The sequence below is a fragment of the Chitinophaga pollutisoli genome (assembly GCF_038396755.1).
Lineage (GTDB): Bacteria > Bacteroidota > Bacteroidia > Chitinophagales > Chitinophagaceae > Chitinophaga > Chitinophaga pollutisoli.
Genome location: NZ_CP149822.1, coordinates 4,590,825 through 4,615,524 on the forward strand (window position 1 = coordinate 4,590,825; position 24,700 = coordinate 4,615,524).

Sequence of the window (24,700 nt, forward strand, 5' to 3'; positions counted from 1 at the left end):
GAATTACCAGAAATAGGAAAGGTGCGGAGAACCGCACCTTTTTTTATCGTATATAGTCAGTGAACAAAAATATCAGCGTTTGGCGATCAATTCCCAGGTCTTCAGGTCAAACAGCACGATCTCGTCCTTATCCGTTTTATCGTGTTTGCCGTTATTGTTGGTGTCATAATATCCATTGATGACGATCACACCGGTTTCGCGGTGAACAACATGGTGAACGGTGAAAAACCGGTCGTCGGTCAGTTGTTTCTTCTGCTTGCCGTCCGGAGAAATCACGATTACCTGTATGGGATCGTTCCAGTCGATCCGGCGGTTTTTATCGAGGGTGACGGTACGCGCGGTCAGCACGATGGTATTGACGCCCAGGCTGTCGAACTTGAATTGTTCCCAGTTATGCAGTGAGGCGTTTTCTCCGAAATCAACGGGGTTGGCCTGGCCGTTTTTCGTGTTGATGAAGAGGAGATATTCCCGGTGGACAGTGCCCATTTTGCCTAGGTTATCGATGGAAGTGAGTACGTAAGGTGTGCCGTCGATCGGTCTTAACCGATTGAAAATGTTATAATTGTATTTGTCTTGTCCGTAGGTGGAAAGGGTGGTGAGCAGGCAGATGATGGGAAGGGCGGATTTCATTGGTAATCAGTTGTAGGGTGGATAAATCGGGACGTTTCCCGTATAAAGACGCCCGGGTTTGGGAAAAGTTTCAATGAAAGTATACGAAAAAAGCCCGCCGGGGTTGCGGCGGGCGGTATGGTGGAGTAAGGCTGATTATTCGGTGTCGCCTTTTTTGTCTTTCGGTTTTTTCTTTTCCCTGCCGGCGTCGCGGAGGGCTTTTGCGATGATCCATTCCAGTTGGCCGTTGACGCTGCGGAATTCGTCGGCGGCCCATCGCTCGAGGGCTTCGTAGGTGGCGCCGTCGAGCCGGAGGACGAATGATTTTTTCTGGTCTTTTCCGGGCATGGCTTATGCGTATAATGATCCGGTGTTGAGGACGGGCGTGGCGGACTTTTCGCCACAGAGCACGACCATGAGATTGCTGACCATGGCGGCTTTGCGTTCTTCGTCGAGGGTAACGAGTTGTTTGCGGGAGAGTTGTTCGAGCGCCATTTCCACCATGCCAACTGCGCCTTCCACGATTTTGGAGCGGGCGGCAACAATGGCGGTGGCTTGCTGGCGCTGCAACATGGCGCCGGCGATTTCGGGGGCGTAGGCGAGGTGGCTGATGCGTGCTTCGCGAACGGTGATGCCCGCGGCGAAGAGGCGCTCGTTCAGTTCTTTTTCCAGCAATTCATTTACCCTTTCCCCGCCGTCGCGCAGGGTGATTTCAGCGGTTTCGTCTTCCATCTGCTCATACGGGCAGGTGGTGGCCAGGTGGCGCACGGCGGCTTCACTTTGAATCTGGACGTATTGCTGGTACCCTTCCACTTCGAACATCGCTTTGTAGGTGTCGCTTACCTGCCATACGATCACGGCGGCGATCTCGATGGGGTTGCCCATCTTGTCGTTCACTTTGAGCGTTTGCCCGTTCAGGTTATTGGCGCGGAGCGAGATGCGTTGCGAACGGAAGAGCGGGTTGATCCATAACAGGCCGTTCTGCTTTACGCTGCCCACGTAACTGCCGAAGAAAGTGAGCACCCGCGCGTGGTTGGGGTTCACGATCATGATGCCTTTCGATACGAATATAAACAGGACGGCCAGTATGGCGGCCATGAAGCGGAGCGAGCTGCTTTCCGTCTGAATCCCGGCGATCAGGCAATACCCCCCGCGAGCACTATCAGGATGGCGAGGATGAAGGCGATGTAGCCGGACATTGGCGAGGTAACTTTTTCCATGGTACGAGGTTATTTATAATGATATCAATTTGATATCAAATCTAAGGAAAAGAATTTGCATTTCCATCAGGGTGTGTAAAAGGAACATGAAGGGCGGGCTGGAAAATTTGCCGCGTGAAAAAAGTTGAAATTGTACAAGATTTACTATTTTGCCTGCAGCCGTTAACCGGATTTGACACGTTAGGATTACGAAAAGGACGAAAGACAGGCCAAGATCGATCGCATTTTATCAACCACAATTTCTTATGTACCATAGCTTTACAGACGAGCAATTGTTATCCCTTTTGCGGAATGGAGACGCAGGTGCGTTCAATGCCATCTACGAGCGGTACAGCAGGCCGTTGTACCTTTACATTCTCAGCAAGACGGATAAGGGTGAAACCAGCAAGGACGTGCTGCAAGACCTCTTCACTACGCTATGGGAAAAGCGCCAGGCGCTGGACATTCATTTGTCGCTGCGGTCCTATCTCTACCAATGCGTGCGCCATAAAATCATCGACTTATACCGGAAAGACGCTACCTACCGCAAATACCTCCAGCAACTCATCGAGCATTTCGACGCGCAGCCCCATAATATTTCCGAAACTTACGACTACAAAGCCAAAGCTGCAGAAGTTTTCGAAGCCATCAACCGCCTTCCTGAAAAAATGAAGGAGATTTTCATGCTGAGCCGGTTCGAGAATTTGACGATAGAACAGATCGCCACCCGGCTGGAATTATCGCAGCAAACCGTTAAGAATCAAATCTCCAAAGCCCTCAAGATACTCCGCACCCATTACACGCAAACCGACCTGCTGACGGTGGCGGTGGTGCTCTCCCTGCTCCCCTGAAAAATTCCCAACCGCCTGCATGGTACTATTTTTTTATTGGTGCGACATCCTTGTATCACCAACTAAAAAACTATTGCCGTGGAAATTGAACAGATCCGAAAAGTCCTGGAACGGTACACGCAGGGGAAATGCACCGAAGAAGAAGTGCGTATCATCGAACAATGGTTTGCCAGTGTAAACCGGCACCGTTCGGCGATGATACAGGAAGAATTCCTGCAGGAGCAGCTGGAAGAAGTGCGGATGCGCCTGGCCGACCACATCGCTGCTTCAGATGCGCCTGTAGTTCCACTGCGCCCGCGCCGCAGGCGTGTGTGGGCCATCGCGGCAGGTGCGGCCGCCATGCTGACCGGCGCCATCGCCTTTTCGTTCCTGTTCACATCCACGCCAGCCGATCATCCTTCCAACCCGCTCCAATCGGCGGTACAATCGGCTCCGGCCAAATCCAACCGCGTGGTCCGCAACGGTTTCGTTGAGATCACCACGGCGAAGGGGGCCACGGAAAAGATTGTACTGGCTGATGGTTCCACCGTGAACCTCAACGCGGGTTCGCGGCTGCGCTATCCTGTAAGTTTCAGCGGTCCCAACCGCGACATATATCTTGAAGAAGGGGAAGCCTTCTTTAAGGTGGCCGAAGACCCCCGCCATCCGTTCATCGTCCACAGCCGCGGCCTGGCCACCACGGCGTTGGGCACCTCCTTCAACATCCGCGCATATTCCCGGGAACAACGCATCACCGTTGCGTTGCTGACGGGTAAGGTAAAAGTGGGCCACGCCCATCAGCAGGAAGCGGTGATCCTGCTGCCAAGCGAGCAACTGAGCTTCGACTTGCAGTCGCTGGCGGTTGCCAAATCCACCTTCCGCGAGGAAGACGATATCGTGGGATGGAAGCACGGCGTACTCGCATTCAGGGACGCCTCGTACAGCGAAGTAGCCACCGAGCTGGAGAACAGGTATAATGTTACGATGGTGAATGAAACGGGGAATGCGGACTGGACTTACACCGGCTCTTTCAGGGACGAGAGCCTGCAGGAAATTATCGAAACCATTTGTCAAATCAAAAACATCAGCTACACACTGAAAAACGACACTATTTTCCTTACCCGCAAAAACTAGATGTATGAAAAAATGCCTACACCTTGTGTTGATGGCAGGTCTTGCGATGGCCATCGCACTGGCGGCTCCTTACACCGCCAGTGCTCGTGCCGAGTCGCAGGAACCTAAAAGCATCAGTATCACCATCCAGGTCAAGAACAAAAACATGGAGGAGGTGTTTACTGAAATTGCCGCTAAGACAGGTCTCAGTTTCCATTACGACAAATCCGATCTGAACCTCCGGAAGAAGATCTCCCTCAACTGCGTAAAGTTGCCTTTGGAAGAGGTGCTCAACCAGCTGACGGAACAAACCGGACTGAAATTTACGAGAAAAAACAATAAGATTATTGTAAACATCGATCAGGCGGCAGCCGGCGCCTCCGGCTCCCAGGTGAAACCGGGCGAAGAAGCCACCCGGGCGGACAAGGAGATCCGCGGCAAGGTAAAGGACGCCAACGGTAACCCGCTGCCCGGGGTCACAGTTGTGGTTAAAGGCACCAACAAAGGTACCCAAACCAACGGCCAGGGCGATTTCTCCCTCAACGCCAATCCCGGTGATATTTTGGTTTTCCGCTTCCTGGGGTTTACCCCACAGGAATTATCCGTGGGCAGCGGTGATGTGTATGATATTGTTTTACAGGAAAATACGCGCTCCCTTAACGAAGTGGTGGTTACCGCCCTCGGTGTACAGCGCAAATCCAAAGAGCTCACCTACGCTACGCAACAGCTCAATAACGATGACCTCTCCCGTGTGAAGGACGCCAACGTGATCAACAGCCTCGCCGGTAAAGCGGCGGGCGTGTCTGTAACCCGTAGCGCTTCCGGCCTCGGCGGTACCGCCCGCGTGATCATGCGCGGCAACAAATCCACCCGCGAAAACCAGCCGCTGTACGTGATCGACGGTGTGCCCATGGCCAACTATTCCCCCTCCCAACCCGCCAATGCCTTCGGCCAGTCGAACGATATGCAGTCAGGCCCCGGGCGCGACGGGGGCGACGGTATCTCCAACATCAACCCCGACGATATCGAATCCATCAACATCCTCAAAGGCGCTTCCGCCGCCGCACAGTACGGCAGCCAGGCGGCCAATGGCGTGATCGTGATCACCACCAAACGCGGCCGCGCCGGCCGCATGCGGATCGATTATTCCTCGGATTACACCATCGATAAAGTGATGCTGCTGCCCGAACTGCAGTTCCGTTACGGCCAAACCATCGACGACAGCGGCACGCCCGGCGCCGGCAGCTGGGGCGAAAAAGTGAATGCGCCCGATCACGTGAAAGGGTTCTTCAATACAGGGGGCACCTGGACCAACGGCCTGTCCGTCAGCGGCGGCAACGAAATCGCGCAGTCGTATTTCTCCTATTCCAATACCAACAGCAAAGGCATCATCCCCACCAGCCGCTTCAACCGGCACACACTTAACTTCAGGGAAACGCTGAAGCTCCTGAAAGACCGTCTCACACTCGATGCAAACGTCACTTTCGTGAAGCAGGATGCGCACAACCGGCCGGTGAGCGGCTTGTATTACAACCCGCTTCCCAGCGTGTACGCCATGCCGCGCGGGCTGAACTTCGAAGAATATAAAAACGAATTCGAAGTGATGTCGCTTTCGCGGAACATGATGACGCAGAACTGGTGGAATATCAATACCGACAAGAATCTCGTGGGTGAAGTGGAATATCCCAATCCTTATTGGGTATTGTACCGCAACCCCAGAGACGAAGCGCGCTTCCGCAGCATGGCTTCGCTGTCGGTGAAGTACCAACTGGCCGACTGGCTGGCTGTCCAGGCGAGGGGGAACTTTGACCGCTCGTACGATAAATTCGAGCTGAAAGCTTATGCCAGTACGGATACCCGTATCGCCGCCAAAAACGGCCGGTATTCGTTGGAAAGGGAATTCAATACGCAGATGTACGCGGACCTGATCTTCAATTACAACAAAGCGTTGACGAAAGACCTGAAGCTGTCCGGAATTTTCGGCGGAAGCCTCACCGATTACCAACTGCGCGACCGCACGCTGAACGACGTTAACATCGGAAATGTCGATGGGTTATTTTCTCCGAATATTTTCCAGCTGGCCAACATCGATCCCAATTCCATTACGGTGCAGCAGGGGCTCGACCGCAAGCAGGTGCAGGCGTTGTTCGCCAGCGCGAACTTCGGTTTCAGGGATTATCTTTTCCTGGACCTTACGGCGCGCAACGACTGGTCGAGCAGCTTTGCCTACACGCCCAGCATGAACAGCGGTTATTTCTATTATTCCGCCGGCCTTACCGCCGTGTTGAGCGAGATGTTCAAGCTGCCTGCCGCGATCAATTTCGCGAAAGCGCGCTTGTCTTATGGGAAAGTAGGGAACGACCTGCCGGCGTATATCAGTCGTCCGGCCACGTACAACTACCGCATTTTGGGCGGGCTGAAGCAGTTGAGTTTCAATAACAAGGTACCGGCGCCGCGGACGTACCTGAAGCCTGAAGACAACCGTTCTTTCGAGGCGGGGCTGGATGTTCGTTTGCTGGAAGACCGCATCGGCATCGACCTTACCTGGTATAAGAACAATAACTACCAGCAATATGTGGAGATCCCGGCGCCTTCGGGAACCGGTTATTCCATCTATTACCTCAACCTCGGCAATATCCGCAACACGGGTGTTGAAGCGATGCTGACGCTGGTGCCGGTGAAAACCCGCGGTATAACCTGGACATCCAACTTCAACTTCTCCCTGAACCGCAACAAGGTCGTGAAGCTGTCTGATCCCAACCTGGTGCAAAACACGGTGATCTTCCGGTTGACCGATCCTGGTTCCAACATGTACGCTTCGGCGGTGGAAGAAGGCGGGCAATGGGGAGATATTTATACGCAGGCTTTGGTAAAACGGAATGAAAAAGGCCAGATCATGCTGAACGACCAGAACAGGATCATCGACTCTACCAACGGCGGTATCCTCTTCGCCGGATCACCCAATCCGGATTTTCTGCTCGGCTGGAACAACAAAATCGATTACAAGGGCTTTACCCTGACGTTCCTGATCGACGGCCGTTTCGGCGGCAAGGTGATGAGCCTGACGCAAGCTGAACTGGATGCCCGCGGCGTGAGCGAAGCCAGCGCCAAAGCGCGGGATAACGGCGGCGTAACATTGGAAAATGCAGTAGGGGCAGATGGGAAACCCTTTACCGGGAAGTATGATCCGGAGATGTATTTCTCGGATATCGGGGGCAGGAACGGCAACGGCGACATGTACATGTATGATGCCACGGCCATCCGGCTGCGGGAACTGTCGCTCAGCTACAGGATTCCTTTGCGCACAAAAGGCATCCGGTCGCTGCAGGTGGGCCTGATCGGCAGGAACCTGTTCTTCCTGAAGCGCGAAGCGCCGTTTGATCCGGAAACTTCCGCCGGCGGCGACAACCGCCTGCAGGGTATCGACATCTTCGGCCTGCCCGCCACCAGGAGCTTTGGCGCCAGTGTTAAAATCGGATTCTGATCCATTCGTACATGCAAAAAAACAAGAACATGAAACGCACTCAACATACAATCGTCCGCGGGATGCTGGTGGCAGGAATGGCGGTGGCGCTGGCCTTCGCCGGATGCACCAAGAATTTCGAGGACCTTAATAAAAATCCTTTCGGTGTTTCGGAAGAAGAACTGAAATGGGATTACCAGTATATCGGCGAACCCTTCAAACAAATCCAGCGCAGCATCTACGTTTCCAACCCTACCTGGGTTTTCCAGATACAGCAAAACCTGATGGGCGACCTGTTTGCCGGGTACATGACCCCGCCGAACCCCTTCGGCAACCTGAATAACAACAACAACACGTACAACCTGCAGGACGGCTGGAACGTTGCCCTGTGGGGATGCGCATATGGTTCCTACACCTCTTCTTCCGAAAACTCGGTGATGCCCGTTTGTAAATACCTGGCGGAACTGACGGAGAAGGAAAGCCCCCATTTCTACGCCTGGATGAAAGTCCTGAAAGTGCTCACCATGCACAGGATCGCCGATGTGTACGGGCCGATCATCTACACGAAATACGGGCAGCTGAACGCCGACGGAAGCGTGGATTACGATTCCCAGAAAGATGCGTACTACGCGTTTTTCGCCGACCTTGACCAGGCCATTACCATCCTCACGAAATACATGGACGACGGCGCCGCGCCCGCCTTTACCAAGTTCGATCTCAGTCCGTATGCAGGTGATTACAAAAAATGGCTGCAATTGGCCAATTCTCTGCGGTTGCGCCTGGCGATCCGTATCAGCAAGGTGGACCCGCAAAAGGCGAAGCTGGAAGGCGAGGCCGCGCTGAAACACAAAGCCGGGCTCCTGGAAGTGCATACCGACAATCTCACGATCGACATCGCGCCCATGGAGCACCCCATGAGCAGCATTTCAGAAGGCTGGCAGGACGCGCGCATGGCCGCGCCGATGGAATCCATCCTCGTGGGGCTCAATGATCCCCGGCTCACCAAATACTTCAAAGCGTCTGTAGACTATCCAGGCCAGTTCAAAGGCATCCGCCAGGGCGTGGATATGCCGGAGAAGGGCCGGTACGTGAATTTCTCGCGCCTCAACAACGACGGCGACCTGTTTGCCAGCAAACGCGTGCAGCTGATGACCGCTGCGGAAGTATGGTTCCTCCGCGCCGAAGCCGCGGTGAGGAATTGGGATGGCGCCGGAACGGCACAGGCGAATTATGAGAAGGGGATCGAAGTGTCGTTCACGCAACATGGTACCAGCGGCAGTTTTGCCACTTACCGCGATGATGCCGTGAGCAAACCAGCGCCTTATACCGACCCGAAGAATGCGGCCAACAACATCGCGGCGGGCAACCCGAACCTCAGCACCATCACGGTGAAGTGGGACGATGCGGCCTCCGATGCGCGGAAGCTGGAAAGGATCATCACGCAGAAATGGATCGCCGTATTCCCCGACGGGCAGGAAGCCTGGGCGGAGTTCCGCCGCACGGGGTATCCGAAATTGTTCCCGGTGATGATCAATAACAGCGGCGGAAAGATTTCCACGACGGACTTCGTGCGCCGGGTGAATTTCGTGCAAACGGAGTATGAAACGAACCCGAAAGGCGTACAGCAGGCAACAACTTTACTAGGTGGCCCCGACAACGGTGGCACCCGCCTCTGGTGGGACAAGCCATAGCATAAATAGACATAGCTCATCTAAGAATGACCGGCCGGCCCTTTTGGGCCGGCTTTTTTATGTGCTTAAACGTTTAGTATGCGGGTTTTGCGGGCAATAGGAAGGCGCACGCGCCGGAGGGGCGGGTGTGCGGGGAGGTAAGGGAAGGATAGTAAAAGATATGGAATGTGGTCTAGAGGGCTTCTTTCAGGCGAAGCTCGTTTTTGTATTCTTTCGGTGTTTTGCCCACGATTTCCTTGAAGAAACGGTTGAAGTTGGACAGGTTCTTGAACCCGCAGCTGTACGCGATTTCAGCGATGGACCAGTCTTCTTCGGTGAGCCTTTTGCAGGCGTGGCCGATGCGGACTTCGTTCAGGAACTGTACAAATGATTTTTTCGTGCGGTTCTTGAAAAAGCGGCAGAACGACTGCGGGGAAAGGTTGGTGATGCTGGCAACGTCCTGCAGGGAAATCTCTTTGGAGAAGTTGTTCATAACGTATTTGAACACCTCGTCGATCTTGTGATTGTCTTTCACGTTGTAGGCATGGGAATAGCCGGTGGACGCGAGGTAATAGCAATCCTTGGTTTCGGACAGCGTTTTGAGGATTTCCAGCAGGGAAATGATGCGTTCGAGCCCTTCTTTGCGGGGGAGGGAGAGGATCTCGTCTTTCAGTTTTTCCTGCGTGTTGCCGATGATTTTCATGCCGCGCTGGGCACGGTGGAACAGGTCGGTCAGGGCCTTGGTTTCCGGAAGGCCGTAGAATTTGTCGCCGAAAATGTCTTTGGGGAAATAGATCACGACTGACCGGGCTTTGAGGGAATCGTCGTTGCGGTGATATGCCTCGTCGTTATACCACACATGCGGTATGTTCGGTCCGAGGAAAACCATATCGCCCACGTCGAAGCTTTCGATGCTGTCGCCCACGATGCGTTTTCCCTGGCTTTCAGTTACATACACCAGCTCGCATTCCGGGTGGAAGTGGAAGGGTGTGTTGAAATAGGGATCGCACCGCTCGATGATGGTGATCTGATTGTCGGCAAAGGCCCCCACTTTAATGAGAATGGGTTTCATATTTGCTTCCTTATATGATTTGTTAATTGTCCTGATGAAAAAGCTGGCAAGTTGGTTGTTTTGCCATTTTAATTTCTATTCAGGCAAATTATGAAATTTAGGTTAAAAAAATACTAGTCTTGTTGTTTTTGTATGAACTTTTTTGTTTTCAGGGAATTTGCGTAATTTGTCAATGCTAAATCGTTTGAGCGAATCCGCAACAACCAAATCATGAAGGGGATTTCCATAAAAGATATCGCCAAACAGGCAGGCGTATCGCCAACTACCGTGTCGTTCGTGCTGAACGGCAAAGGCCGGGAGAAGAGGATCAGCGAGCAGGTGAGTAAGAAAATCCTTAAACTGGCTGCTAAACTGAAATATAAGCCCAACCAGCTCGCAAGAGGGTTGAGGACGGGCAAAACCAAGACCATCGGGCTTATCGTGGAAGATATCGCCAACCACTTCTTCGCCAACGTTGCTAAAATAGTGGAGGAAGAAGCGGACAAGTTCGGGTACAAGGTTTTGTACGGCAGCACGGAAGACAACCTCACCAAGGCCCGCGGGCTCCTGGAAGTGCTCGAATACCGGCAGGTAGACGGGTATATCATCACGCCCACGCCGAACCTCGACAAAGAGATCGAGATACTGAAGAACAGCCGGAAGCCCATGGTGCTGATGGATCGTTATCTTCCCCAGATTCCCACCAATTACGTGATGGTGAACAATTTCCAGGGTGCTTACGACGCGGCGGAGTATCTTCTTGGCCTCGGCTACCGCAAGATCGCGTATGTGACTACTACATCAGAGCAGATCCAGATGAAGGAGCGCATGAATGGTTTTACGGCGGCGATGAAGGCACATGGCGCCGCCTTCCCCCGGAAAATGGTGAAGAAAATTCCTTTTTCCATCAGTAAAGACGAAGCGGTGAGCCAGATCATGGACTTCATGAAAAGCATTCCCGGCCTCGACGCCATCTTTTTCGCGACCAACTATCTCGGCGTGTTCGGGATCGAATCGATCAAAGATCTGGGTTGGAAGATAGGGGAGGATGTGGCACTCATCAGTTTCGATGATCACGATCTTTTCCGCCTGCATACGCCTGGCATCACCTGTGTGTCGCAGCCGATCCATGAAATCGCGCAGAACCTCGTGCAGGTATTAATGAATGAGCTGAACCAGCATCAGCACCAGATCAACCAGGTGGTGCTGCCGGCCACGCTTGTGAAGCGGGAAAGCTGCCGCAAACGTTCCAAAACTACAGTGGCATAAGTAAGTGTAAATGCTACACGATAGCGCTGCCGGAATGGAATTTTCTTATCCTGTTCCGGCAGTTCATAAAAAGAGGAGGGACATAGTTGGTTATTTTGGAAATTTATTCTAAGTTTGGGACGTAAGTTATCAGATAGAATGTTCGAAGAGCCCGGAAAAGGTTCTTTTTTATCCGCTTATCGCTAAAACGTTTTAGTGAAGAATGGCAGAAAAGTGTATATTTGAAGCGGAATAGCCGCTATGAACGGCAAGAATTTTACCCCATCCATTTTTGTTTTGCGCGTTATGACTTTGTGAGAGCAACCAGAATAATAAGACCGATTGACTATATGATTAGGAAGTGAACAGTTTATATTGACAGTGAGTAATATACCAGTGAACTTTATACCAGTGAACAAACAACAATAATCATCCAGGATCACAGCAGAAGCATCTATTGCTGTCGATTTTTCCGTAGATAATTAAAATATTAAGTAACGACCAGAATCAGAGATGGGCTTTGCAATTGTATACGGTAATATGCCGGTATGATTTGTCATCATGCCTTACAGTGAACTTGTAATAGTGAATCATTCAAAGAACGAAATCAACAAAATCAATTCGCAGAAAAAAATTTCCGTAGACAAAATCAATGAAGTAACAACCAGAATCAGACATTGCCTTTGCAGGTGTGTCCCGTGAAAAGGATGCAGGCACGATGTATTTCCAACAGTGAACAAATGACAGGAATTCTTCAGAATGCCCCTGCAGGGCGTGTACTACCTTATACAGCAACTTCACACTAACCAAAAAAATGAACAATGAAAAGATCGCTGCTACTGATTGCAGTTTTATTGGCTGTTGCGTGCCAACAAGTTTATGCGCAGGCCAAGAAGACTGTCACTGGCACGGTAAACGACGCGAAGGGCGGTAACCTCCCTGGCGTGACCGTCAGTGAAAAAGGAACGAAAAACGGAGGAGTAACCGACATGAACGGGAACTTCACCATTAAAGTGGACCCCAATGCCACGTTGGTGTTCTCGTTTGTGGGGTATATCAAAAAGGAGGTGAGCGTTGCCAACCGCACCGCCGTTACGGTATCCCTGGAAGAAGATAACCAGGCGCTCAGCGAAGTGGTGGTAACAGGTTTCGGCCAGAAGAAATCTACCCGCAAAATCTCTTATTCCATTGCAGAAGTAAAAGGAGAGGACCTGGTGCGCGCCAACAACTCCAACCTGTTGAACGCTTTATCCGGTAAGGTTTCCGGTGTATTCGTGAACATGGGGAACGCCGGCCCGATGTCTTCATCAACTATCCGTATCCGTGGTAACGCCACGCTAAGTGCCAACTCCCAGCCGCTCGTTGTAATTGACGGTGTGATCCTGGAGCCGGGTGTTACCGGCGGCGACAGCTGGGGCAACTCACAGGATTTCGGTAACCAGTACAAGAACCTGAACCCTGAAGATTATGAAAGCGTGACCGTCCTGAAAGGGTCGGCAGCTAGCGCGCTCTACGGTTCCCAGGCGCAGAACGGCGTACTGCTTATCACCACCAAGAAAGGCCGCGCACAGAAAGGCCTCGGCGTGAGAGTCAGCCACACCGAAAGTTTCGATAAAGCATATAAAACGGTCGCTACGCAAAACGAATTCGGCGCGGGTATCAATCCTACATTCGGCAAAGATGCAGACGGAGTAGACCAGGTAGATGCCGCCAACTATTTCTGGAGCTTCGGCCCTCGGTTCAACGGACAGAAAGTGAAAGATATCGACGGCCGGATGATTGACTGGACCGCCAAACCCAACAACCTGCTCGATGCATTCTCGACCGGTAAGTTCGTAAATACCAACGTAGCCGTTGAAGGCGGAAGCGACCGTAACACTTACCGGGTTTCTTACAATAACCTGTACAACACTTACATTACGCCCGGTACCTGGCTGAAACGTAACAACTTCGCCGTGCGCGCCACGCAGAAGGTGTCTAATTTCATCAACCTGGACGCGAACGTACAGTATACCGTAACCAACAGTAAAAACCCGTTGGCGCAAGGTAGCGGCAACAACCCCGTGTTTGCCCTGGTATATTTCAATCCCCGTAACTACGACACCAAGTACTGGATGAACAACTACCTGGACAGTGCTGGCGGTGTTAACCGGAATGATCCCTACGCGCTGAACTACCTTTGGTTCGACCGCGAGTATACCGACATGCGCCAGCTGGAGAAAACCCTGCTCGCTAACCTGGACGTTACCGCTAACATCACGCCCTGGCTGAACCTGTTGCTTCGCGCCAACATTAACGACGCCAACACCGAACGCGAAACCAAAAACTGGGGCCGCGGCATCGGATTCACCGGAGGCGACGGCAAATATGACGTTTACCAGGTGGCCCGCCGAAACACCCGTTTCCAGGCGTTGCTGACTGCAGATAAGCAATTGAACGAAGACCTGGAACTGTCCGTTTCCGCAGGGGGTGAAACCCAGCGCTTCGAGCCTGCCAGGTTCTCCCGTGCGTATACCAATGGTGGTCTGAAAACACCGGGCCTCTTTTTCCTGGGCAACTCCATCAATGCTGTGGGGGCGGATGCTGGGATCGAAAACCCCGGTCGATTCAGCAGCAGTAAACGCATCGATGCGTTGTACCTCTATGGCGACCTGACCTATAAGAATATGCTGACCTTGAACTTCAGCGCCCGTAACGACTGGAACTCCACACTGGTGTATCCCAAAACAGGCCAAGGTGATTATATATACTTCTATCCCGGCGTTGGCCTGAGCTACATCTTCACGGAGTCGCTGAAAGGATTGGATGCCATGAAATGGCTCTCCTATGGTAAGCTTCGCGCCAGCTATGCCCATACTGGTCAGGGTGTTGACCCCTGGCAAACCAGCGTGGGTTACTATCGCTTTCTCGGCAACTACAACTGGCCTGAAGGCGCGTTCGGCCGTTACGGTTTTGAAGGCAGCACACTGGGTAGCCTGAAAATCAAACCGATGACTACGAAGGAATGGGAATTTGGTACGGATGTAAGGTTCCTCAACAACCGCATCGGGCTCGATTTCACCTGGTACAAGAAAAATACGATTGACCAGCTGCTTCCATTGCCTGCGCCTCCTGAATCTGGTGTAAGCTCCGAGTTTATCAACGCCGGTAACATCCAGAACCAGGGTATCGAGGTAATGTTGACGCTGGCGCCTTTCCGCACGAAAGATTTCGAATGGAACGCTACCATCAACTATACCCGCAACCGCAACAAAATTCTCGAACTTGCTGACGGTGTAGCGAGCTTCCCGCTTGAGATGGCGTTTGGTGCAGACATGTATTCCGTTGCCCGTCCGGGTAAAGACTACGGTACCATCATCACCGGTTATTCTTATGCCGAATACCAGGCGAAGAATCCCGACGGTTCCAATAAAGCGCATGCCAGCAATGGTAAGAAACTGCTGAGACGCAATGGCAGCTATGCCCGTCGTTCCGAAGTAGGTCAGCCCGACAAAGAACTGGGTTCCATGATGGAAAAATACCTGTTTGGTACAACGCACACCCTGCGCTATAAGAACTGGATGCTCGGCTTCCAGATCGACGGTAAGATCGGCGGCATGATGGCTTCCGCAACACACCAGTACGGTTCCACCAATGGTTCTTTGTTGAGCACCTTGCCCGGCCGCAGCGCTGCTTTCGGCGGTGTAACCCGTAAAACATACGATCCCGCGACCGGCGCTGTAACCGGTACGTTTGATGATGGTATTATTCCCGATGGCGTTTTCCCGGATGGTACTACCTTCAAGCCGTTGGCTAACCCGCAGGGTGCTGACGTGGATGTAAGCGGTATGACTTATGCCGAAGCGATGAAACTGGGTGTAGTAGAACCGGTGAGCGCACGTATTTATTATGCGCGCCTCACGCAGTGGTCTACCGGTATCCGCGAATACTCCACATTCGAAAACAGCTGGGTATCGCTCCGCGAAGTTTCTGTTGGTTACAACCTGCCGCAGAGCCTGGCGGCCAAAATGAAGGTGCAGAACCTGCGCCTGAGCGTAACGGGCCGCAACCTGACTTACCTGTACAAGACTACCAAAGATGACATCTTCCCTGAAGGCGGTTTCCTTAGCAACCGTAACGGCACATTCGCTGAATACGGCGGCCTGCCTTACGTAAGAAGCTTCGGTGCTAAACTGGACGTTGCGTTCTGATAGGATTAATGTTATCAACTCAAAAACGAATCACATGAAACTGAATAAAATATGGATGGCTGCGGTGGTTGCAGGAACTGTAGGCGCTACGGCGTGTAAGAAGGAAGGGTTCATCTCGTACAATACCAATCCCGGCACCATCTACAACCTGAAACCTGAAGAGCAATTCGCTAATGCCGTAGTGGCTACATTCGAAGCGGATTTCGAGTATTATTACGATTACTACCGCATCATGATGCCCTGGATGCAGTATCATACTTCCCAGAATGGGAACGGTAAAACGTTTATGGCCGAAGTGGGCAACTTCAACCAGCGCCGCGGCTATTTCTACGGCCGCGTGGGAAATGTGCTCACTGATGTGCAGAAAATCATCGAAGCCATGCCCGCTGGTGAGAAGGACAAGTATCAGCATCAGAATGCGATCGCTACGATCCTGAAAGTATACTACGCCGTTTATACGACCGACATCAATGGCAGCATGCCTTATACGCAGGCTTTCCAGGCACGTTACGGTGGTACCATGACGCCTGTTTACGATAATCAGCAGAATCTGTACAATACCTTCGAGGCGGAACTGAAATCGGCTATCGCTACACTGAAGTCTGCTTCTGGGCAGGCCTCTTATGGTAATGCCGACATGTTCTACAAAGGGGAAGCCGCCAATTGGGTGAAAGCAGCGAACGCCCTCCGCGTCCGGATCGCGATGCGCCTGTTGAAGCGCGATGCCACTAAAGCAAAAACCATCGCTACCGAAGCGCTGGCGAATGCAGCAGACAACTTTGCAGGAAATGCCGACAACCTCGATTTTGTTACCACCGGCGAACACACCGGTTCGCAAAACAACTGGGACCCGACCGCGGCAATCTTCCGCGCGCCGAAATCGTTGCTGGATTTCCTCTACACTACAAACGACCCGAGGTTGCGGATGTTCTTCCAGAAGAATTCCTACACCCAGGAAAACTTTGACCTGGCCAAAGCACAGGAAAAACTGCCACCAACGGCCGTGTTCAATCCCCGCCAGTACGTGGGCAGTTTCGCATCTCCTGATGCCGCCGCCAACCCGGTTAATGCGAAATATTACACCACCCGCACGATCCGCAAGAACGGCGCGGATCTGGTGCTGGATACGCTGAGCCGTGTGCAATACCGCCTTTTCTGCCCGTACTCAAACGGCGGAACCGGCAGGGTAACCTTCCCGCTGCTGACTTATGCTGAACTGTGCTTCTATCGCGCAGAGCTGGCCGCCCGCAGTATCGTTGGCGCACCCGGAGAAGCGGAAGGTTGGTATGAGAAAGGCGTGAAAGCGTCTATGGCTTACTACAGCCAGATGGCGAAAGACGCAGCTATTGTGGAATACAGTGAGGCTACCGACGCCGAAATCAATGCCGCCTACGATGCACCCAAAGTGAAGTGGAATGCAGCAACGGGCCTGGAGCAGATCGCTGTTCAATCCTACATCAACTTCTTCAAGCAGGCGAACGAAGGCTGGAGCGTTTACAAACGTACCGGATTCCCCAATCCGACATCCACCATCTTCCCCTGGGAACGTGTGATGGCAGACGGTGTCGAGCAGATCATGCCCCGCAGGGCGATCTTCAACATTCCTGTATCTACAGACCGTAACTACACCAATGCAAAAGCCGCCTTTGATGACATGGCGAAGGACGCTGACTTCGGTCAGGGCCCGACCGACATCTACGGTCGCGTATGGTGGGATAAAAAATAGTGGAGAATTTGCGGAAAAACTCCGGCTCCTGGCAGCCGGGGTTTTTCTTTTTCTTAAATTGAGAGAACATGAAATCCGTTTCTATCCTCTTTTTCGCACTGCTGTTGGGCACGTCTGTCTGTGCCGCCGATACGCTGCGCCTGCCCGCGCTGCGCCTCCGCGACGCACAGGGAGCGTTGCAGCGTATGCAGCCGGGGAACGGGGGGACGGTAGTGGTGTTGCTGGCGCCGGATTGCCCGCTTTGTAAAAATTACGCCCCAGCGCTCCGCGAGCTGCAACAGCAGTTGCCGGATGTGAAGATGTACGGAATTGTTCCCGGGAAAGCGTATACCCCCGCGATGGTGCAGGAATATGCCCGTCAATACGGGATTTCTTTTCCTTTGCTGCTCGACGATGAGCTTGCCGCCGCCAAAGCGTTGAAAGGGATCGCTACGCCGGAAGCCTTTTTCTTCTCTCAACGGGGCGCCCTCGTATACAGGGGGCTGATCGACGACCGGATGGCCGGTTTGGGGAAGAAGCGGCGCGTTGTGACGGAACGCTACCTCGAAAACGCGATCCTCCGCAACAGGGCAGGACTGGCCGTAACAAACAGCCGCACCGAGCCGATCGGGTGCCTCATCAATGATTATTAAGATTGCCGATATGTTTAGAAGCTGCGCCAGCGTCGTTTTCCTGTTCCTTGCATTCGCACGGCCCTCCGCCGCGCAGGAAGTAACTTTCAACCAGGACATCGCCCCCATCATCCACCGTAACTGCACGCCTTGCCACCGGCCAGGCGAAGCCGCGCCGTTCCCCCTCATCACTTATGAGGATGTGTCGCGCCGCGCATCTTTTGTGCGGGAAGTGGTGGAAAGCGGGTATATGCCGCCCTGGAAACCGGATGGCGCTTACCGCAGTTTTGCGCATGAAAGAAAATTAACCCCTGAAGAAATTTCCCTGATCGGGCGCTGGGCCGCGGCCAAAGCGCCGAAAGGGAAGGGTTCGGTGAAAGTGCCGGATTTTGTAAATGGCACACTTTATCACCGTAAGCCCGACCTCACGCTCAAAACCGAAAAGCCATTCCTCGTGAAAGGCGACAATGAAGAGCGGTTTATTGTATTCAAAATTCCTTTCGAACTCGCCGATTCCATGAATGTGGAAGCGATGGAGTTCGTTTCCAATAACAAAAAGGTCGTGCACCACGCCAATTTCGGATTTCATCCGGTGGAGGAAGACGTTGATATCCACGGTACGGCGCCGTATGTCGATCTTTCGGGAAGCGACCGCCGGCAATTCGACCAGTATCTTCCTTATAAAAAAAGCATGACGTATTACGGCGGATGGATACCCGGTACAACGGTAGAGTCCTATCCGGCCGGGATGGGCTGGGTAATGCCGAAGCGCGGGGTGATTTTGCTGACAGTACATTTTGCGCCGACAGGTAAGGATGAGGAAAGCATCACCGGGGTAAACCTGTTTTTCACGAAAAAGCCCATCGAACGGAAAGTGAAGCTGATCAGTATCGGGAGCGGCGGGATAGGGGAGCGCGACATCGATCCTTTTTTCATGATCCAGGCCGATACGGTTAAGACTTTTACGGTGAAGGTGGCGACGCCGGCAGATCAGAGCCTGCTGTACATCTGGCCGCACATGCACCTGTTGGGCAAGCGATTCAGGGCCTGGGCGGTAACGCCGCAGGGCGATACAGTGCGCCTGGTGGATATTCCTGAATGGGATTTCAAGTGGCAGGAGATTTACCGGTACAAGCAACTGGTGAAAGTGCCCAGGGGCTCGGTGCTCACGGTAGAAGGCACGTATGATAATACCAGCAAGAATCCGAATAATCCATTTAACCCGCCCCGGATGATATTTGCCGACGGCGATATGAAAACGACGCAGGAAATGATGACCCTGATCATGGTGTTTTTACCTTATCAACCCGGTGATGAGCAGTTAATCCTCGATTAGATGTTTGAACATATACTATTTTAATGCACGATGGTATTATTTTTACGATCGTGAACGTCTTGTTAACCGATTATCAAAAAAAGTTAATTTTTCTTTTGGATGTACGGCAACTTTAATTAAGTTGCATCCGTTCGTTTAATCGAATGCAAACTTGTGCGTGAAAATGATCAGTGCTCCCGGTGCCACAGGTTTTTTTATTGATGTTAGCTAAAACGTTTTATCAGTAAATGAAACCGAAAGGACTACACGAAGGGGAGAAGGGGATACAGCACAGGTTTTTACGGAACCAAATGCTTAAACGATTTATTAACAGTGAACAGGGTATAAAAAGCTGACTAACCAAATTTCCAGGAAGCCATCACCCTCCCATTTATTATCAGCCGCAGTAATCCGTATGTAGAACGGCCTCCACGCCGTATGGAATTGTATTGCCATGAATGAACGCAATGTCGTGTGCGCATACACGTTATGACTCCCGCATCGCTTCACTCTTGCCGATAATGGAATTGTATTGCCATGAATGAACGCAATGTCGTGTGCGCATACACGTTATAACTACCGCATCGCGTCGCTCTTGCCGATAAGGGATATGTATGTCTATTATTTTTTCATGTTTTCTCATTCACGTATCACAAATTAAAATCTAAGGAAGCTATGCGAAGAATTCTTCTGCTTGCCACGTTGCTGTTATGCTGCATCGCCCCACAAGCCTGGGCGCAGCACAAGAAAGCAGTATCCGGCTCCGTAAAAGATGCCGCCGGTACACCGCTCCCAGGTGTCACCATCCTGGAAAAAGGTACCTCCAACGGTACCGTAACCATGGGCGACGGAACCTTCAAAATCAGCGTCGATCCCTCTGCCACGCTGGTATTCACATTCATGGGATACTCCCAACAGGAAGTCCCCGCATCCGCCGCGTCTTTCAATATCGTGCTGAAAGATGACCAGCGGTCCCTCAACGAAGTAGTGGTAACCGCCATGGGCTTCAAGCGCGAACAGCGTAAACTCGGTTACGCCGTAACTGAGCTCAAAGGCGCCGAAATCGCGAAAACCAACTCCATTAACCCGGTTGCAGCCCTCCAGGGTAAAGTAGCCGGTGTGGACATCTCCGGCGCCGCCGGCGGCCCCCAGGCCGCCAACCGCATCGTGCTCCGCGGTGCGAAATCCCTCACCGGGAACGACCAGCCGATCTTCGTAGTCGACGGTACCATCTTTGAAAACGAAACATCCGACAATGCCGTGAACTTCGGTAACGCACTGAAGAACTTCAACCCGGATGATTTCGAATCCGTTACCGTACTGAAAGGCGCTGCCGCTACAGCTCTCTACGGCTCCCGCGCCATCAACGGCGCCGTGCTCATCACCACCAAGAAAGGCACGACCCGTAAAGGCATCGGTGTGGAAGTAAACCAGACGTACCAGATCGAAAGCGTATTCAAAACTCCCATCGCGCTGCAAAACAAATACGGCGCCGGCCAAAACCCCTTCTTCCGCCAGGAAGCAGGCGGCGTACAGGCCATCGACTGGATAGGCGGTTACAGCTTCGGCCCAGAAATGCTCGGCCAGAACGTAAAATTGCCTAACGGCGAATTCGCTCCCTTCAACGCCCAGCCCGACAACTGGATCAACACGTATCAAACCGGTAAGTATTCCAACACCAACGTGGCCGTTGAAGGCGGAAACGAGAAAGCCAATTTCCGTTTCTCTTACTCCCACCTCGACAACAACAGCGTGCAGCCGAACAACAGCTTCAAGCGCGACGTATTCTCCCTCAAATCTTCCGCCGTGGTATCAAAATACCTCAGCGTAGATGGGGGCGTTTCCTACACGGCGTCCAATACGCTGAATCCAAGCCGCCAGGGCGGTGATTACACCACCGAGAACATTGGCCGCAAATTTATTTACGTCTTCCCGCGTAACTATGATGTGAACTACTGGAGCTCCCGGTACAATGTACCTACCCTCGCAGGCCGCAACCTCATGGACGCACTGACCGAGTATCCGGGTATTGATTACTGGTATGCCCTGAACGAAGACCGCTGGAAACGGAAAGAAAGCCTGTTCATGGGTAACCTGAACTTCAACGTGACCGCTACCGATTGGATGAAATTTGTGCTCCGCGGTAACTTCAGCAATGAGCAAATGGCCGACGACCGCCGTCAGCTCGGCTGGGCAGCCAACTTCGGCGGCGACCGTGGTATGTTCGCCACCGCCGGACAGAACAGAACGCAGTATACCCTCACCGGTATCGCGATGTTCAATCCTAAAATCCAGAATAAAGACTGGGACCTCAACGTAAACGTGGGTACTGAAATGTGGAACTCGCAGATCGGCCACAGATGGAACATGAATACCGTGGGCGGCCTCCGCACACCGGCGCTTTATTCCATGAAAAACAGTGTGGGCACCCTCAATTCCGAATACTACCCGTTGCCCACAAAACGCATCAATTCCGTTTTCGCAGCGGCCAGCCTGGCGTACAAAAACGCCTGGTTCCTCGATGTGACCGCGCGTAATGACTGGTCCAGCGCCCTGACCTACCCTGATGGTTCCGGCACCAATTCCTACCTCTATCCTTCTGTGAGCGCGGCCTGGGAATTCACCGAAACCTTCAAGCAAAGCATGCCTTCCTGGATGACGTACGGTAAACTCCGCGCCAGTTATGCATACGTAGGGGGGACCTCGCCGCCTGGCAGAACAACACCGGTTACATCACCAGTGGCATCTGGAACGGCGCCGGACAGGCCAACATGCCGCTTAACGGCATCTACCAGCCCGAATTGCTGCCCAACATGAAGCTGCAGCCTTCCATGGCAGGTAACTTCGAGTTCGGTGCAGACGTCCGCTTCCTGAACAACCGTCTGGGTTTTGACGTGGCCGTGTACCAGGCAGATATCAAGAAACAGATCCTCCAGCTCGACGTGCCCTCCGAATCCGGTGTAGCGCGTAAGATCATCAACGCCGGCCACCTCCGCAACAGGGGTATCGAGTTCGCGATCAACGGCCGCCCTGTCGACGGTAAGGACTTCACCTGGGACGTTAACCTGAACGGCAGCCGCAACATCAACAAGATCATCGACCTGGACCCTTCCATCCGTACTTACCAGATGAACGAAGACCAGGGCGTGCACGCTATCGCTGAAGTAGGCAAAGCTTACGGTGAACTGGTGACCGATTACGGTTATGTGCGCGATCCCAAATCCGGATTGCCCATCATCAACACCAACGGTACTTCCTTCAAACGCGGTTATGCCAGCGTGGGTAACATTACCCCTGACCTGAACCTCGGTTTCAGCAATAGCTTTACGTATAAGAACTGGAGCCTCGGATTCCTGATCCAGGCGCGCATCGGCGGCGATATCTTCTCCGCTTCGCACCAGTATGGTACCGGTCGCGGTACGCTCGCCAGCACCCTGCCCGGCCGTGATGCCGCAAGCGGCGGTCTGGCATGGACGGATCTCGCGCCCGATGGCAGCGTCCGTCAGCGTAATGATGGGATGATTCCCGATGGCGTGTTTGAAAGCGGTACCAAGCGCGTAGTGAATGGCAATGAGGTTGACCTCAGCGGCATGACATACCCGGAGGCATACGATAAAGGTTATGTGTCCGCCATGAGCCCTTTGAACTATTATGGCATGATCGGCGATTGGGGTATCGGCATTCGCGAGGCTTCCGTATTTGATGCAACTTATGTGGCGCTGCGCGAAGTTTCTATTGGCTACAACATGCCTTCTTCCATCACCGAAAGACTGAAACTGAACAAGCTGCGCCTGATGCTGGTGGGCCGTAACCTCGGTTACCTCTTCAACAACCTGCCCGACGGCATCCATCCCGAAGGTATCCGTAACAACGCGACCTCCGCATTCTCCGAATACGGCGGTACGCCCTTCGTGCGCAACATGGCCCTCACCGTTCAAGTTGGTTTCTAACATCAAAAAAGAAAGATTATCATGAATGCAATGTATAAATTCGGAGTGGGCGCGCTGGCACTGGCAACTTTTGCCACCGCTTGTACCCGCGACTTTTCCGAGCTGAACACCAATCCGGAAATCGTTCAGAACATGAAACCGGAGCAACTGATTACCCAGTCGCAGAAAACGATGGTAGACCGCGACTTCGAGTGGTTTTACGACAACTATTCTTACATCATGCCCTGGATGCAGTTTACCGTCGCTTACCCGAACGGTAACCCTGAGTCCATATTCAATCTTGTGAGCAATGTGAACGGCTGGTACAGCGCGTTTTACACCGACTTCGGCCGCAACCTGGCAGATATCGAGCGCCAGGTGGCAGCCATGGGCGGTGAGGAAAGGGCCCGCTACGCGCATATCGCCGCAATCGCGACTGTACACAAAGTATGGGGTGCCTGGCGCGCGACCGACGTGAACGGCAGCATCCCTTATTCCGAAGCGCTGAAAGCCCGCACCGAAGAGAACTTCACACCGAAATACGACACCCAGGCCGATCTGTACACGCAGTTCGATGCGCAGCTGAAAGGCGCCATTACCGCGCTGACGACACCTGCGGCCGGACAAGTCACTTTTGGAACCTCCGACGTATTCTACGGCGGCGACGCGGCGAAATGGGCGAAAGCAGCCAATGTACTGCGCCTCAAAATCGCCATGCGCCTCATCAAGCGCGACCAGGAGAAGACCCGCGCCATCGTGGCGGAAGTGCTCGCCAGCCCGGCCGGCCTCTTCACCGGTATCACGGAGGAATGGAAATTCATTTCCGGTACCAATAACTTCGCCCGCGGCGGCAACTGGGCAGCGCAAGGCTTCGCCAACCGGGGCGGCAAGGCGGTCATCGACTACCTGTATGCCAACAACGACCCGCGCCTGGAGCTGTTCTTCAAGAAAAATGCCTTTGACCAGACCGCTTTCAACCGGCTGAAAGCAGGCGGCGCATTCCCTGCTTCCGCTACCTGGAATCCCCGTCAATACGTGGGTATGCCTGCTTCTCCCGATGCGGCGAAAGCGGTGGAAAACAGCCGGCTGTTTGGTGTGAAGAGCTTCCAGATTACAGAAAACGGCAATACCGTGACGGTGAACTACGATACCCTCTCCACTTACCAGAACCGCCTGTTCGACCTCGCGGCCGACGGCGGAGCAGAGGCACGCTACACCCAGCCTTTCGCCTCTTATGCGGAAATGTGCTTCCTGATCTCCGAGCTGGCCGTTCGCGGTCTGTCGACCGAGGATGCGCAGGAATGGTACGTGAAAGGCGTGAAAGCGTCTGTCCGTTCCTACGAGCAAATGGGTAAGGATGCGGCCATCGTTGACTTCGCGGCGATCCCCGAAGCGGATATCGACGCATACCTCGCCAACCCGAATGTAGCGTTTACCGGTACTACCGACGTGCTGCTCGAGAAGATCGGCATCCAGCAATACCTGAACCACTTTAAGCAGCCGTGGGAAGCCTGGGCTTCCTGGAAGCGCCTGGGTTATCCCAAAGTAGGCGGCATCCTGAACCGCGAAGCTTTCGTGACGAATGGTGTTGTCCGCGAAACCCCGCGCCGCTGGGCCCTCCCGGTTCCGCAGCAACTCAACCGCCCGAACTGGAGCGCAGCCGTATCAGAGATGATGTCCGGCGGCGAGTATGGTTCCGCGCCGGAAGAGATCACAGGCCGCGTTTGGTGGGATAAAAAATAACCA

Annotated in this window: 16 protein-coding genes; 12 read left to right on the top strand and 4 right to left on the bottom strand. The window is 53.1% G+C overall.

The window, feature by feature from the left end; all coding sequences use genetic code 11:
• Positions 1-72: 72 nt before the first annotated feature.
• The 3 genes from WJU16_RS19525 to WJU16_RS19535 all read right to left on the bottom strand — a co-directional run bounded on the left by WJU16_RS19525 (position 73) and on the right by WJU16_RS19535 (position 1,707).
• The gene (locus WJU16_RS19525) at positions 73-630 is read right to left on the bottom strand and encodes a hypothetical protein (protein WP_341835093.1); all 558 of its coding nucleotides are present in this window, start codon (positions 628-630) and stop codon (positions 73-75) included.
• A gap of 135 nt (positions 631-765) precedes the next feature.
• On the bottom strand, positions 766-957 hold the full coding sequence (locus WJU16_RS19530; protein ID WP_341835094.1) for a hypothetical protein: 192 nt from the start codon (positions 955-957) through the stop codon (positions 766-768).
• A gap of 3 nt (positions 958-960) precedes the next feature.
• Positions 961-1,707: an SPFH domain-containing protein gene (locus tag WJU16_RS19535; protein WP_341835095.1), complete on the bottom strand. Its 747-nt coding sequence runs from the start codon at positions 1,705-1,707 to the stop codon at positions 961-963.
• 367 nt (positions 1,708-2,074) lie between these two features.
• Between WJU16_RS19535 and WJU16_RS19540 the strand changes: the two genes are divergently transcribed.
• The 4 genes from WJU16_RS19540 (at position 2,075) to WJU16_RS19555 (ending at position 8,905) form a co-directional block, all read left to right on the top strand.
• Positions 2,075-2,659 carry an RNA polymerase sigma-70 factor gene (locus WJU16_RS19540; RefSeq protein WP_341835096.1) on the top strand — a complete coding sequence of 195 codons (585 nt, stop codon included), beginning with the start codon at positions 2,075-2,077 and terminating at the stop codon, positions 2,657-2,659.
• Between the two features lie 78 nt (positions 2,660-2,737).
• The gene (locus WJU16_RS19545) at positions 2,738-3,772 is read left to right on the top strand and encodes a FecR domain-containing protein (RefSeq protein ID WP_341835097.1); all 1,035 of its coding nucleotides are present in this window, start codon (positions 2,738-2,740) and stop codon (positions 3,770-3,772) included.
• Between the two features lie 4 nt (positions 3,773-3,776).
• Positions 3,777-7,235, top strand: a complete 3,459-nt coding sequence (locus WJU16_RS19550) for a SusC/RagA family TonB-linked outer membrane protein (protein WP_341835098.1) — start codon at positions 3,777-3,779, stop codon at positions 7,233-7,235.
• 29 nt (positions 7,236-7,264) lie between these two features.
• Positions 7,265-8,905, top strand: a complete 1,641-nt coding sequence (locus tag WJU16_RS19555) for a SusD/RagB family nutrient-binding outer membrane lipoprotein (RefSeq protein WP_341835099.1) — start codon at positions 7,265-7,267, stop codon at positions 8,903-8,905.
• A 172-nt stretch (positions 8,906-9,077) separates the two neighbouring features.
• On the opposite strand, the gene WJU16_RS19560 is transcribed toward WJU16_RS19555, so the two are convergent.
• Positions 9,078-9,956: an AraC family transcriptional regulator gene (locus WJU16_RS19560; protein WP_341835100.1), complete on the bottom strand. Its 879-nt coding sequence runs from the start codon at positions 9,954-9,956 to the stop codon at positions 9,078-9,080.
• A 210-nt stretch (positions 9,957-10,166) separates the two neighbouring features.
• Here WJU16_RS19560 and WJU16_RS19565 point away from each other — a divergent pair, with 210 nt between their 5' ends.
• The 8 genes from WJU16_RS19565 (at position 10,167) to WJU16_RS19600 (ending at position 24,697) form a co-directional block, all read left to right on the top strand.
• Complete coding sequence (locus WJU16_RS19565; protein ID WP_341835101.1) at positions 10,167-11,204, top strand: LacI family DNA-binding transcriptional regulator; 1,038 nt, start codon at positions 10,167-10,169, stop codon at positions 11,202-11,204.
• A gap of 800 nt (positions 11,205-12,004) precedes the next feature.
• The gene (locus WJU16_RS19570; protein ID WP_341835102.1) at positions 12,005-15,373 is read left to right on the top strand and encodes a SusC/RagA family TonB-linked outer membrane protein; all 3,369 of its coding nucleotides are present in this window, start codon (positions 12,005-12,007) and stop codon (positions 15,371-15,373) included.
• 34 nt (positions 15,374-15,407) lie between these two features.
• Complete coding sequence (locus WJU16_RS19575) at positions 15,408-17,099, top strand: SusD/RagB family nutrient-binding outer membrane lipoprotein (protein WP_341835103.1); 1,692 nt, start codon at positions 15,408-15,410, stop codon at positions 17,097-17,099.
• Between the two features lie 68 nt (positions 17,100-17,167).
• Positions 17,168-17,731: a redoxin domain-containing protein gene (locus WJU16_RS19580; RefSeq protein ID WP_341835104.1), complete on the top strand. Its 564-nt coding sequence runs from the start codon at positions 17,168-17,170 to the stop codon at positions 17,729-17,731.
• Positions 17,732-17,741: 10 nt separating this feature from the next.
• A complete protein-coding gene (locus tag WJU16_RS19585) occupies positions 17,742-19,046 on the top strand; it encodes a cytochrome c (protein ID WP_341835105.1) in 1,305 nt (434 codons plus the stop codon).
• 654 nt (positions 19,047-19,700) lie between these two features.
• Positions 19,701-21,842 carry a SusC/RagA family TonB-linked outer membrane protein gene (locus WJU16_RS19590; protein ID WP_341835106.1) on the top strand — a complete coding sequence of 714 codons (2,142 nt, stop codon included), beginning with the start codon at positions 19,701-19,703 and terminating at the stop codon, positions 21,840-21,842.
• Entirely contained in the window at positions 21,797-22,975 is a 1,179-nt protein-coding gene (locus WJU16_RS19595; RefSeq protein ID WP_341835107.1) for a TonB-dependent receptor domain-containing protein, read from the top strand. The genes WJU16_RS19590 and WJU16_RS19595 overlap by 46 nt, the downstream gene beginning before the upstream one ends.
• Before the next feature lie 21 nt (positions 22,976-22,996).
• Positions 22,997-24,697 (top strand): SusD/RagB family nutrient-binding outer membrane lipoprotein, encoded by a 1,701-nt coding sequence (locus tag WJU16_RS19600; protein WP_341835108.1) that lies wholly within the window; start codon positions 22,997-22,999, stop codon positions 24,695-24,697.
• Positions 24,698-24,700: the final 3 nt, after the last annotated feature.